This window comes from Pseudomonas sp. ArH3a (genome assembly GCF_022648765.1).
In the GTDB taxonomy this organism is placed as follows: Bacteria; Pseudomonadota; Gammaproteobacteria; order Pseudomonadales; family Pseudomonadaceae; genus Aquipseudomonas.
Genome location: NZ_CP080330.1, coordinates 84,244 through 98,126 on the forward strand (window position 1 = coordinate 84,244; position 13,883 = coordinate 98,126).

Below are 13,883 nucleotides of genomic sequence, written 5' to 3' on the forward strand. Positions count from 1 at the left end.
GGCATGGCACCCTGATCCGCCACATGCTGCTGTTGATCACCGGCTGCCTGGTGGTAGGCCTGGTCAGCGGCTATTACGGCTGGAGCCTGGCTGTGGGTATCGGCCTGTACCTGGGCTGGACCCTCAAACAGCTGCTGCGTCTGCATGAATGGCTGCGCCAGCACAAACCCGAAGAAGCACCTCCCGACGGCTACGGCCTGTGGGGCGAGGTGTTCGACAGCATCTACCACCTGCAACGCCGCGACCAACGCGTGCGTGGGCGCCTGCAGGCGGTGATCGACCGGGTGCAGGAATCCACCGCCGCGCTCAAAGACGCGGTGATCATGCTCGACAGCGACGGCAACCTGGAATGGTGGAACCGCGCGGCCGAAACCCTGCTGGGCCTTAAGACGCCCCAGGACAGCGGCCAGCCGGTGACCAACCTGGTGCGTCACCCGCGCTTCAAGGAGTACTTCGAACAGGAGAACTACGAAGAAGCCCTGGAAATCCCCTCGCCCACCAACGACCGCGTGCGCATCCAGCTGTACCTGACTCGCTACGGCAACAATGAGCACCTGATGCTGGTGCGCGACGTGACGCGCATCCACCAGTTGGAACAGATGCGCAAAGACTTCGTCGCCAACGTCTCCCACGAGCTGCGCACGCCGTTGACGGTAATCTGCGGCTATCTGGAGACGCTGCTGGACAACGTCGAGGAGATCAACCCGCGCTGGAGCCGTGCCCTGCAGCAGATGCAGCAGCAAGGCTCGCGCATGCAAACCCTGCTCAACGACCTGCTGTTGCTGGCCAAGCTTGAGGCCACCGATTACCCGTCAGACAACCATCCGGTAGCGGTGCAAAGCCTGTTGCAGACCATCAAGAACGACGCCCAGGCGCTTTCCGGCGAGCGCGGGCAGCAGATCACCCTGGAAGCCGACCCGCTGGTGCTGCTCAAAGGCAGCGAGGGCGAGTTGCGCAGCGCGTTTTCTAACCTGGTGTTCAACGCCGTGAAGTACACCCAGGACAAGGGCAATATCCGCATCCGTTGGTGGGCCGACCAGCACGGCGCACACCTGAGCGTGCAGGACTCCGGCATCGGCATCGACGCCAAGCACCTGCCGCGCCTGACCGAGCGCTTCTACCGCGTCGATTCCAGCCGCAACTCCAACACCGGCGGCACCGGGCTCGGCCTGGCCATCGTCAAACACGTGCTGCTGCGCCACCGCGCGCGCCTGGAAATCAGCAGCGTGCTGGGGCAGGGCAGCACGTTTACCTGCCACTTCCCACCCGCGCAGGTGACGCGTTCGCGGGTGATCGGCACAGATGAATAGCCTGAGAACGACACTGGACTAAGTGTGGGAGCTGGCTTGCCTACGATGGCGGTGGGTCAGCTGAAAATACGCCGACTGACAGTCCGCTATCGCAGGCAAGCCTGCTCCCACATTGGATTTGTATCGTTTCCAGGAATGCATTGCAGGTCCCGCCCGGCAGCGGGCACTAGGCAAGCGCCCCATCAGCCGCTACATTGGCCGACTTGCGCCTGCCTTTCAGGCCTGTCTGTCACCCTTATTGAACACACGGAACCTGCAAAACCCCATCATGGACCCTTCCCCTGGCATCACCCTCGCTACACTCTTCGCCGACTTCGGCATGATTCTTTTTGCACTGATCCTGGTACTGCTCAACGGTTTCTTCGTTGCGGCGGAATTCGCTATGGTCAAACTGCGCGCCACCCGGGTCGAAGCCATCGCCCACAAGAACGGCTGGCGCGGGCAGATCCTGCGCACCGTGCACAGCCAGCTCGACGCTTACCTGTCAGCCTGCCAGCTGGGTATCACCCTCGCCTCCCTGGGCCTGGGTTGGGTCGGTGAGCCGGCTTTTGCGCACATCCTCGAGCCGATGCTGGGCGCCGTAGGCGTCGAGTCGCCGGAAGTGATCAAGGGCGTGTCGTTTTTTGCCGCCTTCTTCGTGATTTCCTACCTGCACATCGTGGTCGGTGAGTTGGCGCCTAAATCCTGGGCCATCCGCAAACCCGAGCTGCTGTCGCTGTGGACCGCGGTGCCGCTGTACCTGTTCTACTGGGCGATGTACCCGGCGATCTACCTGCTCAACGCCAGTGCCAACGCCATCTTGCGTATCGCCGGCCAAGGCGAACCTGGCCCGCACCATGAGCACCATTACAGCCGCGAAGAACTCAAGCTGATCCTGCACTCCAGCCGTGGCCAGGACCCGAGCGACCAAGGCATGCGTGTACTCGCCTCCGCCGTGGAAATGGGCGAGCTGGAAGTGGTGGACTGGGCCAACTCCCGCGAAGACCTGGTCACCCTGGACTTCAACGCCCCGCTCAAAGAAATCCTGGCGCTGTTCCGCCGCCACAAATTCAGCCGTTACCCGGTGTATGACGCCGTGCGTAACGAGTTTGTCGGCCTGCTGCACATCAAGGATTTGCTGCTGGAACTGGCGGCGCTGGACCACATCCCCGAGTCGTTCAACCTGGCCGAGCTGACCCGCCCGCTGGAACGCGTATCGCGGCATATGCCGTTGTCGCAGCTGCTGGAGCAGTTCCGCAAAGGCGGCGCGCACTTTGCCCTGGTGGAGGAAGCTGACGGCAAGATCATCGGCTACCTGACCATGGAAGACGTGCTGGAAGTGTTGGTCGGCGATATCCAGGACGAACACCGCAAGGCTGAGCGCGGCATCCTCGCCTACCAGCCGGGCAAACTGCTGGTGCGTGGCGACACGCCGCTGTTCAAAGTGGAACGCCTGCTGGGCGTCGACCTGGACCACATCGAAGCCGAAACCCTGGCCGGGCTGATCTACGACACCCTGAAGCGGGTGCCTGAAGAGGAAGAAGTGCTGGAAGTTGAAGGCTTACGGATCATCATCAAGAAGATGAAAGGCCCGAAGATCGTGTTGGCCAAAGTGCTGTTGCTGGATTGACCCTCAATTGCCCAACGCAAAGTTGGGCAATGTGCCAACCGGCTGGTTGAACTCGTAAGGGATCGATACCAGCCCGGCCTCGGTACTGCGCTGCACCACAAAATGCAGATGCGGCCCGCTGCTGTTGCCGGTATTGCCCGACAACGCCAGCGAGCTGCCCACCGCGACACGCTGCCCTGGCGTGACACTCACCGAACCTCGCTTGAGATGCAGGTACACGCCCTCACTGCCGTCATCGTGGCGCACCCGCACGAAATTCCCTGACGCGTCACCGCCGCGTCCTGCCTGGCTATTCTCGATCTTCACCACCATCCCGCTACGCGCCGCAATGATCGGCGTGCCTTCGGGCATGGCGATGTCCATGGCGAAGCGGCTCTTGGCGTCGGTGTGGCTGAAGCTGCCGTTGGGGCCTTGGGTCAAGCGAAACGGGCCTCCGCGCCAGGGCAAAGGATAGCGATAGGCTTGCTGGGGATAACTCGATTTTGGCACATCCAGCACTGGCCGCCGCACCCGATCGACCCTGCGTTCCTGGATCACAAACGCCTGGGCGCCCGGGGTTTGCCGGTCACTGAAAACCACCACCCCATGAGCATCGGTGGATTTGTAGAAGGTCATGGCCAGGGTCGAGGTGGCGACCGAGGCCAGCCCGCAAAACAGCATTAAGCGCAAAAGCATGGCCTGAACCTTCCGGGATGACTGAACCGCAGGCTTGCAAGGGATCATGACAACTCTAAGTGAGCGTCAGGCGGGCTAATACCGAGCCTTTGCGCCGCATCCTCCTGAGAGAACTCCCAGCGACGGATGGTGTTGCACAGTTCCACCCGTAATTTTGAGCGCAGGCGCATATTGGCGGCTTGCTCAGGAGTATCCCAGACGCAGCTGAAACGTTCGGTGTAGATTTTTGAGTCTGTCATGGGCTTAACCTATGTCCTGCAATCTGGCACGAGCCCGTTCTATATCCCGCCCTTCGGTTTTCTGTGTGGTCTTGCGCAGCGCGTGCAGCACATAGACCGCTTGCGGCCGATTGACCACATAGAACACTCGAAACGCTCCTGAGTCCTCAGTGATCCGAATATCACTGACGCCCCTCCCAATGGTTTTCATCGGCTTGCAATCAAAAGGCTGTTCGCCCTGCTGCAAAAGGTCCAACTGAAAAGTGGCGCTTTGTTTCAAGGCATAGCAAAGACTCGTTAACATTGATGCGTTATCGAGAGGCTCTATCGAAACAGATATAAATCAATCCAGCTAACGGGAATCAGACGGTCGGTCGATTCCCGCAATTGAGGTGATCACGCACCCGGCACAAAGTGCTTCTGCGCCGTGCCACGGGCGATCAGGCGGGAGATGTAATCGAGCTTCTGTGCGTCCTGGTCGATGAACCGGAAGGTCAATTGCAGCCAGTCGCTGTCGGGCTTGGGCTCGTAGGCGACAATGGCGTGCAGGTAGCCGTTGAGGCGTGCGACTTCGGCGTTGTCGCCTTGCTCAAGGTCCAATACTGCACTTTCCAGTACCTGAGGCAGGACTTCACCGCGACGCACCACCAGCAGCGCTTCCTTGATGCTCAGCGCCTTGATCACGCATTGCTGGGTGCCGCTGGGCAGGCGCAACTGGCCCTGGCCACGACCGCCAGCCGGCGGGGCGGTTGGAGCCGCTTGCACGGACGGGCTGTTGAGCATGCCTTTGCTTGGCGCCGCCGCTACCGGTGCCGGCTTGACCGCTTCAGGCTTGCCGCCGGTCAGGGCGCTGAGGGAGTCATTGCCGAAGGCCGAGTTCATCTTGGTCGGCGCACTGGCGATCAGCGCGTCGAGGCGGCCGATCTTGTGCAGCGCCTGTTTGACCTTGTTAAGCAACTGTTCGTTGGTGAACGGCTTGCTGACGTAGCCGGAAACCCCGGCCTGAATCGCCTGGACCACGTTTTCCTTGTCGCCACGGCTGGTCACCATCACGAACGGCATGGCTTTGAGATGAGGCTGCTCACGGCACCAGGTCAGCAGTTCAAGGCCGGACATCTCGGGCATTTCCCAGTCGCACAGCACCAGATCGAAGGTCTCGCGCATCAGGATGGTTTGCGCCTTTTTGCCGTTCACCGCGTCTTCAATCTTGATCCCCGGGAAGTAGTTGCGCAGGCACTTCTTCACCAGGTCGCGGATAAACGAGGCGTCATCCACCACCAACACACTGACTTTACTCATCGACCCTTCATCCTATAAAAACTTCGGCACGCAGAACGCCTGACAGGTGGCATTTTGCCAAAACTCGCTGGTCACAGAGGGACTTTATCGCGCCCACTGCGCAAAAAATTCAGATGCCACAAACAAAAACGCCCGACCAAAGGCCGGGCGTTAATTTCTCGGGCAACTTACTTATCGTCAGATTTGCCCGGAACATTAGGAATTTGATCAGCCGTGCCTTCAACTTCGGCCTTCATGCGCTTGAGGCCCATGTGCCGTACGTCGGTGCCGCGCACCAGGTAGATCACCAGTTCCGAGATATTGCGCGCGTGGTCGCCGATACGCTCCAGTGAACGCAGTACCCAGATAATGTTCAAGACCCTCGAGATAGAGCGCGGGTCTTCCATCATGTAGGTGGCCAGCTCGCGTAGTGCGGTCTTGTATTCGCGGTCGATGGTCTTGTCGTACTGAGCCACCGACAACGCCAGTTCGGCGTCGAACCGGGCAAACGCGTCGAGTGCATCGCGCACCATGTTGCGCACCTGGTCGCCGATGTGGCGCACTTCCACGTAACCACGCGGCGCTTCGCCTTCTTCGCACAGTTGGATGGCGCGGCGCGCGATTTTGGTGGCTTCGTCACCGATGCGCTCCAGGTCGATCACCGACTTGGAGATGCTGATGATCAAACGCAGGTCGGACGCCGCCGGCTGACGACGCGCCAGAATGCGCAGGCATTCTTCGTCGATGTTGCGTTCCATCTGGTTGATCTGGTCGTCGATTTCACGCACTTGCTGGGCCAGGCCCGAGTCGGCCTCGATCAGCGCAGTGACGGCGTCGTTGACTTGCTTCTCCACCAGCCCGCCCATCGCCAGGAGGTGGCTGCGCACTTCCTCAAGCTCGGCGTTGAACTGCGCGGAGATGTGATGGGTTAAGCCTTCCTTCGAAATCATGGTTTTGCTCCACAAAAGCTGTATGCCGCAAGCTACAAGCCGCAAGTTGATATGTGTCGTTGCATTGAACTGCTTTTACTTGCCGCTTGAAGCGTGCGGCTCGCAGCTGCTTCAACTAGCCATAACGACCGGTAATGTAGTCTTCGGTCTGCTTCTTCGCCGGATTGGTGAACAGGGTATCGGTGTCGCCGAACTCCACCAGTTTGCCCATGTACATGAACGCGGTGTAGTCGGAAACCCGCGCCGCCTGTTGCATGTTGTGGGTCACGATGACGATGGTGAACTTGGACTTGAGCTCGTAGATCAGCTCTTCGACTTTCAACGTCGAGATCGGGTCGAGTGCCGAGCACGGTTCGTCGAGCAGCAGTACTTCGGGCTCCACGGCGATGGTACGGGCGATCACCAGACGTTGCTGCTGGCCGCCGGACAGGCCGAGTGCCGATTCATGCAGGCGGTCTTTGACCTCGTCCCACAGTGCGGCGCCTTTCAAGGCCCACTCAACCGCTTCGTCGAGGATGCGTTTTTTGTTGATGCCCTGGATGCGCAGGCCGTACACCACGTTTTCGTAGATGGTCTTGGGGAACGGGTTGGGCTTCTGGAACACCATGCCCACGCGACGACGCAGCTCGGCCACGTCTTCGCCTTTGCGATAGATGTTGGTGCCGTAGAGGTTGATCGCGCCTTCTACGCGGCAACCGTCGACAAGGTCGTTCATGCGGTTGAAGGTACGCAGCAGCGTCGACTTACCGCAGCCGGACGGACCAATGAAGGCGGTCACGCGCTGTTTCGGGATGTTCATGCTGACGTCGAACAGCGCCTGCTTTTCACCGTAGTACAGGCTCAGGCCTGGCACTTCGATGGCCACGGTTTCCTGGGCCAGGCTCAGGCTCTGCTTGTCGCGACCCAGGGCCGACATGTTGATGCCGTGGGTGTGGGTTTCGTGTTGCATGGTCTCACTCCGTTCGTAGCTGCCAGCTTCTAGCTGCAAGCTGCAAGATTTGAGCAAAAGCGGCTTGTAGCTTGCCGCTTGTGGCTAATAGCTTTAGCTGTCCAGCGCTTTGTATTTTTCGCGCAGGTGGTTACGGATCCACACCGCCGACAAGTTGAGCGTGGCAATCACCAGCACCAACAGCAAGGCGGTGGCGTACACCAGCGGTCGTGCGGCTTCGACGTTGGGGCTCTGGAAGCCGACGTCATAAATATGGAAGCCCAAGTGCATGATCTTCTGGTCCAGGTGCAGGTACGGGTAGTTGCCATCCAACGGCAGCGACGGCGCCAGTTTCACTACACCTACCAGCATCAGCGGCGCCACTTCACCGGCGGCGCGGGCCACGGCGAGGATCATGCCGGTCATCATCGCCGGGCTGGCCATCGGCAGCACGATCTTCCACAGCGTTTCCGCCTTGGTCGCGCCGAGCGCCAGCGAGCCTTCACGCACGGTGCGAGGAATTCGCGCCAACCCTTCTTCAGTCGCCACAATCACCACCGGCACCGCCAGCAGCGCCAGGGTCAGCGAGGCCCACAGCAGGCCCGGCGTACCGAAGGTCGGTGCCGGCAGGGCTTCGGCGAAGAACAGACGGTCAACCGAGCCACCCAGTACATACACGAAGAAGCCCAAGCCGAACACACCGTAAACAATGGCCGGTACGCCCGCTAGGTTGTTCACCGCGATGCGGATAATCCGGGTCAGGGTGTTCTGCTTGGCGTACTCACGCAGGTACACGGCCGCCAGCACGCCGAACGGGGTCACGATCATCGCCATGATCAGGGTCATCATCACGGTGCCGAAAATCGCCGGGAAGATCCCGCCTTCGGTGTTGGCTTCACGTGGGTCGTCGCTGAGGAATTCCCAGACCTTGCTGAAGTAGAAGCCGATCTTGGTCATCGTGCCCATGGCGTTCGGCTGGTAGGCGTGCACCACTTTGCCGATGCCAATTTCGACTTCTTTGCCATTGCCATCGCGAGCCGTCAGGGCGTCACGGTTGAACTGGGCGTGCAAATCGGCCAGGCGCGCTTCGATGTCCTGGTAACGGGCGTTCAATTCGGCGCGGCCGCTGTCCATATCCGCTTGAGCGGTGGCATCGAGCTTGCCTTCCAGCTCCAGCTTGCGGCCGTGCAGGCGGATGCGTTCCAGCCCGGCGTTGATCGCGCCGATGTCGGTTTTTTCTAAGCTCTTGAGCTCAGCAGCCAACTTGTTCACACGGTCGACACGGGCTTGCAGCTCTGGCCACGCGGCCTCGCCTTCGGCGATGACCTTGCCGTCCTGCTTGACGTTGACCAGGGTGCCGTAGAAGTTGCCCCACTCACGTCGCTCGATCGCCATCAGGTTCGCAGGCTTGGTCTGGTCCTTGAGCCATTCGCCAACAATCCAGGTGAAGTCATTGCCGTTCAGGTCGCGGTTACCGACCTTGATCAGCTCGCGTGTCATGAATTCCGGGCCTTGGTCGGGCACCGGCAGGCCAGCGCTTTTCAGGCGCTCGCGCGGTACTTCTTCCTTCTGCACCACTTCGCCGATGACGATATGGTTTTCCTGGCCCGGCACGTTGTAGTTGGCCTGGATCAGGTCAGCCGGCCAGAAGTGGCCCAAGCCACGCACCGCAATCACGGCCAGCAAACCAATGGTCATGATGACCGCGATGGACACCGCGCCACCGCTGATCCAGACGCCTGGGGCGCCGCTCTTGAACCATCCATTCAGGGAGTTCTGTTTCACAGACTTCTACCTTTCTTAAAGCGACGAGTATTTCTTGCGCAGACGCTGACGAATCAGCTCGGCGAGGGTGTTCATGATGAAGGTGAACAACAGCAGCACCAGCGCCGAGAGGAACAGCACGCGGTAATGGCTACCACCGACTTCCGACTCAGGCATTTCCACCGCGACGTTGGCCGCCAATGTGCGCAGGCCCTCGAACAGGTTCATCTCCATCACCGGTGTGTTACCGGTGGCCATCAGCACGATCATGGTTTCACCCACTGCGCGGCCCATGCCGATCATCAGCGCCGAGAAAATCCCCGGGCTGGCGGTCAGGATGACAACGCGGGTCATGGTCTGCCATGGCGTGGCGCCCAGGGCCAACGAGCCCAGAGTCAGGCCGCGCGGCACGCTGAACACGGCGTCTTCGGCGATGGAGTAGATGTTCGGGATCACCGCAAAGCCCATGGCCAGGCCGACTACCAGGGCGTTGCGCTGGTCGTAGGTGATGCCCAGGTCGTGGGAGATCCACATGCGCATGTCGCCGCCGAAGAACCAGGTTTCCAGGTATGGGCTCATGTACAGCGAGAGCCAGCCCACAAACAGGATCACCGGGATCAGGATTGCGCTTTCCCAGCCATCGGGAACGCGCAGGCGGATCGACTCAGGTAAGCGGCTGAAGACAAAACCGGCCACCAGGATGCCAATCGGCAACAGCATCAGCAGGCTGAAAATCCCCGGCAGATGCCCTTCGACATACGGCGCCAGGAACAGGCCGGCGAAGAAGCCGAGGATCACCGTCGGCATCGCTTCCATCAGTTCGATCACCGGCTTGACCTTGCGGCGCAGGCTCGGGGCCATGAAGTACGCGGTGTAGATCGCGGCGGCAACGGCCAGGGGTGCGGCCAGCAGCATGGCGTAGAACGCGGCCTTCAATGTACCGAAGGTCAGCGGTGCCAGGCTCATCTTGGGTTCGAAGTCGGTGTTGGCGGCGGTCGATTGCCAGACGTACTTAGGCTCGTCGTAGTTTTCGTACCAGACCTTGCTCCACAACGCGCTCCAGGACACTTCCGGGTGCGGGTTGTCCAACAGCAGCGGTTGCAGCTTGCCGCCGGCTTCGACGATCACGCGGTTGGCGCGTGGCGACAGGCCGAACACACCTTGGCCGTCGACCACCGGGTCCACCAACAGCGTGCGGTGGGCGGTGCTGTGGAACACGCCGAACTTGCCGGACGCGTCGAGGGCGGTGAAGCCTTTACGACGTTCTTCAGCGGTGATTTCCACGATCGGCGTGGTGCCCATCTGGAAGGTGCGGATCTGTTTCAGGTGCTGCTCGCCATCCGGGTCGCGGGCCATGAACCATTGGGCCAGGCCGCCCTTGGAGTTACCGACGATCAGCGAGATACCGCCCACCAGTTGAGTGCTGGCGGTGATTTCGGCATTGCCGTCTTCGAGCAGTTTGTAGCGACCGTTGAGGCTCTTGTCGCGCAGGCTGAATACATCGGCGAGGGCGCGACCGTTGATCACATACAGCCACTGCTGGCGTGGGTCGATGAAGATCGCCTTCACCGGCTCAGTCATTTGCGGCAGCTCGATGCGCTTCTGCTCGCTGGTGACTTCGCCAGTCATCATGTTTTCTTCGCGGCTCAGGGCCAGCACGTTCAGGTGCGAACCGGCGGAGCCTGCCACCACCAGCGAGGAGTCAGTGGCGTTGAGGGCGACGTGTTCCAGCGGGCGGCCGGCATCATCCAGCACGATCGGCGCTTCGCCGTAAGGGTATTCAATTGCCGGCGTAATGGTTTTTTTGCCGTCCGGGTAAGACACCTTATAGGTGTGGCGGAACACCAGGGACTGCCCGTTGGAGAGACCGAGGATCACCAGCGGGCTGCCTGGTTGGTCTTCACCGATGGACGCAACACTGGCGCCTGCCGGCAGCGGCAAGTCGACACGCTTGAGTTCGGCGCCGGTCTCCACATTAAAGAACAGCGCCTGGCCCTTGTCGGAAACCCGCATGGCGACCTGGTTCTGCTCTTCGAGGGAGATCATCAACGGCTTGCCGGCGTCCTGGATCCAGGCGGGCGTCAGCGCGTCTTCCTTGGTCAGCGAGGCACCTTGGAACAAGGGCGCGACGACGTAGGCAAGGAAGAAGAAAATCAGGGTGATGGCACCAAGGACGGCGAGGCCGCCGATCAACACGTACCAACGGGTCAGGCGATCTTTGAGCGCGCGAATGCGGCGCTTGCGTTGCAACTCAGGCGTATTGAAGTCAATGCGCTTGGGGGGAGAAGTCGTCGTCATGGTGGAATTGGCCAGATCATTCATGCGCACACCCTAGCGATCCTGTATGACAGAAAGATGACAATGCAGTGACGCAAGAAATCCGCCGCGTAGCAGAGCTGGCAGCGGACTAAAAAATTAGGGGTGTAGACGGGTAGTCTGGGGGTGGATATGCCCGCGATGGCGTCAATACGGTTTCAACTCTAAACCGCGTCGCCAGCATCGCGGGCAAGCCCGCTCCCACCGAAAAGCATGCGTCTACACCAGGTATTACAGGCTTAGTTACCTTCTTTCAGACCCAGGTCAGCCAGGGCCTTGGCGGCCACTTTGGCTGGCAGTGGGATGTAGCCGTCTTTGACTACAACTTCCTGGCCCTGTTTGGACAGAACCAGCTTCACGAACTCAGCTTCCAGCGGGGCCAGAGGCTTGTTCGGGGCTTTGTTGACGTACACGTAGAGGAAGCGCGACAGCGGGTATTTGCCGTTCAGGGCGTTTTCTTCGGTGTCTTCGATGAAGTCAGTGCTGCCTTTCTTGGCCAGGGCTACTGTCTTCACGCTAGCGGTTTTGTAGCCAATGCCCGAGTAACCGATGCCGTTCAGCGAGGAGCTGATCGACTGCACAACCGAAGCCGAGCCTGGTTGTTCGTTCACGTTTGGCTTGTAGTCGCCTTTGCACAGGGCTTCTTCTTTGAAGTAGCCGTAGGTGCCGGATACCGAGTTACGACCGAACAGCTGAACTGGCTTGTTGGCCAGGTCGCCGGTCACACCCAGGTCGCCCCAGGTTTTCACGTCGGCTTTAGCACCGCACAGGCGAGTCGAGGAGAAGATCGCGTCGACTTGTTCCATGGTCAGGTGCTGGATCGGGTTGTCCTTGTGCACGAACACGGCCAGGGCATCCACAGCTACCGGGATAGCGGTTGGCTTGTAGCCGTACTTCTGCTCGAAGGCAGCCAGTTCGGTGTCCTTCATCTTGCGGCTCATCGGGCCCAGGTTAGAGGTGCCTTCAGTCAGCGCAGGTGGAGCAGTGGCGGAGCCGGCAGCCTGAATCTGGATGTTGACGTTCGGGTATTCCTTTTTATAGGACTCAGCCCACAGGGTCATCAGGTTAGCCAGAGTGTCGGAACCAACGCTGGACAGGTTGCCCGAGACACCGGTGGTCTTGGTGTAAGCCGGCATTGCCGGGTCAACACCAGCGGCTACCGCGTTAGCGGTCGCAACGCCAGCAGCGACAAAAGTCATTGCCGCCATCAAACGTTTCAGTTTCATGCCTTGCTCCTAGCAGATAGGGATAGTTGGATCGGGGCCAAGTATCGGTAGGCCGTGTGAACACTCTATGTCCGGAATGTGACAATTAGATGAAAGGCCAGTATTCGTGAAAAACCTGGCAGGAAGGATAAAGATCAATAGAGCTGGGGCTTGCGAGGAGGTTGGAGCGCTTGAAGCGGTGTTTCAGAAATACGCTGTAATCTATGACCATTCCTACACCTCTGTGTAGGAATGGTCTTCAAGCTGCGGGTTAGCGTCCGCGCTTCCACAGGTACCCACCCACCAACATCCCCATCACGCACAGCACGGCGACATAGTAAGCAGGGCCCATCGGGCTTTCCTTCATCAGCAGCGACACTGCCAGCGGCGTCAAACCACCAAACACGGCGTAGGCGACGTTGTAGGAAAACGACAACCCGCTGAAACGCACCACCGGCGGGAAGGCTTTCACCATCACGTAAGGCACCACGCCGATCACACCAACAAACAGGCCGGTCAGGGTGTACAGCGGGAAGAGCCAGGTCGGGTGGTCAAGAAGGCTGTGGTACAGCGTCCATGACGTCGCCAATAACAACAGGCAACCGCTGACCAGCACACGGCCCGCGCCAAAGCGGTCGGCCAGGGCGCCGGAGGCGATGCAGCCCAGGCTCAGGGTGACGATGGCCATGCTGTTGGCTTGCAACGCAACGGTGGGGCTGAAGTGGTAGACGGTTTGCAGCACGGTTGGCGTCATCAGGATGACCACGACAACACCGGCCGACAGCAACCAGGTCAGCAGCATCGACAGCACGATGGCGCCACGGTGATCGCGCAATACCGCACGCAACGGCAGTTCGGCAGCCAGGGTCTTGCGTTGCTGCATCTCGGCGAAAATCGGCGTTTCATGCAGCCAGCGGCGCAGGTACACAGAGAGCAGGCCGAACACACCACCCAGCAGGAACGGGATACGCCAGGCGTAATCCGACACCTGCTCCGGGCTGTAAAGCGTGTTGATGGCGGTGGCCACCAGCGAGCCCAGCAGGATGCCCGCGGTCAGGCCGCTGGTCAGGGTGCCGCAGGCGTAGCCGATGTGGCGCGGCGGCACGTGTTCGGAGACGAACACCCAGGCGCCCGGTACTTCACCGCCAATCGCCGCGCCCTGAATGACGCGCATCAACAGCAGCAGGATCGGCGCCCACAGGCCGATCTGCGCGTAGGTCGGCAGCAGGCCCATGATCAGGGTCGGCACGGCCATCATGAAGATGCTCAGGGTGAACATTTTCTTGCGGCCCAGCAGGTCGCCGAAGTGCGCCATGATGATGCCGCCCAGCGGGCGTGCCAGGTAGCCGGCTGCGAAGATGCCGAAGGTCTGCATCATGCGCAGCCATTCAGGCATGTCGGCGGGGAAGAACAGTTTTCCGACCACGGTGGCGAAAAACACGAAGATGATGAAGTCGTAAAACTCCAGCGCCCCGCCCAAAGCAGACAGCGACAGAGTTTTGTAGTCGTTGCGGGTCAGCGGGCGCGACGGTTGCGCGCTGCTTGCGGGCACGGAGGACATGGCAAGGCTTCTCTTATAGTAATCAGAACGGCAAGCCCGGGACTTGCGGCAGGTTTGGCAAGATAGCAA

General features: G+C 60.3%; 12 protein-coding genes. 2 read left to right on the plus strand and 10 right to left on the minus strand.

The features are described from left to right. The first annotated feature begins 23 nt into the window (after nt 1–23). Nucleotides 24–1,310, plus strand: a complete 1,287-nt coding sequence (gene phoR / locus K0P33_RS00380) for a phosphate regulon sensor histidine kinase PhoR (RefSeq protein ID WP_242156154.1) — start codon at nt 24–26, stop codon at nt 1,308–1,310. 268 nt (nt 1,311–1,578) lie between these two features. Continuing rightward, complete coding sequence (locus K0P33_RS00385; RefSeq protein ID WP_083356076.1) at nt 1,579–2,919, plus strand: hemolysin family protein; 1,341 nt, start codon at nt 1,579–1,581, stop codon at nt 2,917–2,919. Nucleotides 2,920–2,922: 3 nt separating this feature from the next. On the opposite strand, the gene K0P33_RS00390 is transcribed toward K0P33_RS00385, so the two are convergent. The 10 genes from K0P33_RS00390 to K0P33_RS00435 all read right to left on the minus strand — a co-directional run bounded on the left by K0P33_RS00390 (nt 2,923) and on the right by K0P33_RS00435 (nt 13,814). Then, entirely contained in the window at nt 2,923–3,594 is a 672-nt protein-coding gene (locus tag K0P33_RS00390) for a peptidoglycan DD-metalloendopeptidase family protein (RefSeq protein ID WP_094948985.1), read from the minus strand. A 44-nt stretch (nt 3,595–3,638) separates the two neighbouring features. Next, complete coding sequence (locus tag K0P33_RS00395; protein WP_318654894.1) at nt 3,639–3,833, minus strand: XRE family transcriptional regulator; 195 nt, start codon at nt 3,831–3,833, stop codon at nt 3,639–3,641. 4 nt (nt 3,834–3,837) lie between these two features. Further along, on the minus strand, nt 3,838–4,116 hold the full coding sequence (locus K0P33_RS00400; protein WP_094948987.1) for a type II toxin-antitoxin system RelE/ParE family toxin: 279 nt from the start codon (nt 4,114–4,116) through the stop codon (nt 3,838–3,840). A 92-nt stretch (nt 4,117–4,208) separates the two neighbouring features. After that, on the minus strand, nt 4,209–5,111 hold the full coding sequence (locus K0P33_RS00405; protein WP_242153521.1) for a response regulator: 903 nt from the start codon (nt 5,109–5,111) through the stop codon (nt 4,209–4,211). 167 nt (nt 5,112–5,278) lie between these two features. After that, nucleotides 5,279–6,040, minus strand: a complete 762-nt coding sequence (gene phoU / locus K0P33_RS00410; RefSeq protein WP_094948989.1) for a phosphate signaling complex protein PhoU — start codon at nt 6,038–6,040, stop codon at nt 5,279–5,281. 115 nt (nt 6,041–6,155) lie between these two features. After that, the gene (pstB, locus tag K0P33_RS00415; RefSeq protein ID WP_056860879.1) at nt 6,156–6,989 is read right to left on the minus strand and encodes a phosphate ABC transporter ATP-binding protein PstB; all 834 of its coding nucleotides are present in this window, start codon (nt 6,987–6,989) and stop codon (nt 6,156–6,158) included. A gap of 93 nt (nt 6,990–7,082) precedes the next feature. Then, nucleotides 7,083–8,753 carry a phosphate ABC transporter permease PstA gene (pstA, locus tag K0P33_RS00420; RefSeq protein ID WP_094948990.1) on the minus strand — a complete coding sequence of 557 codons (1,671 nt, stop codon included), beginning with the start codon at nt 8,751–8,753 and terminating at the stop codon, nt 7,083–7,085. A 15-nt stretch (nt 8,754–8,768) separates the two neighbouring features. Continuing rightward, complete coding sequence (locus K0P33_RS00425; RefSeq protein WP_176462889.1) at nt 8,769–10,802, minus strand: ABC transporter permease subunit; 2,034 nt, start codon at nt 10,800–10,802, stop codon at nt 8,769–8,771. Nucleotides 10,803–11,287: 485 nt separating this feature from the next. Beyond that, nucleotides 11,288–12,274: a phosphate ABC transporter substrate-binding protein PstS gene (locus K0P33_RS00430; RefSeq protein ID WP_094948992.1), complete on the minus strand. Its 987-nt coding sequence runs from the start codon at nt 12,272–12,274 to the stop codon at nt 11,288–11,290. Nucleotides 12,275–12,524: 250 nt separating this feature from the next. Beyond that, nucleotides 12,525–13,814, minus strand: a complete 1,290-nt coding sequence (locus tag K0P33_RS00435) for an MFS transporter (protein ID WP_242153523.1) — start codon at nt 13,812–13,814, stop codon at nt 12,525–12,527. Nucleotides 13,815–13,883 lie beyond the last annotated feature (69 nt).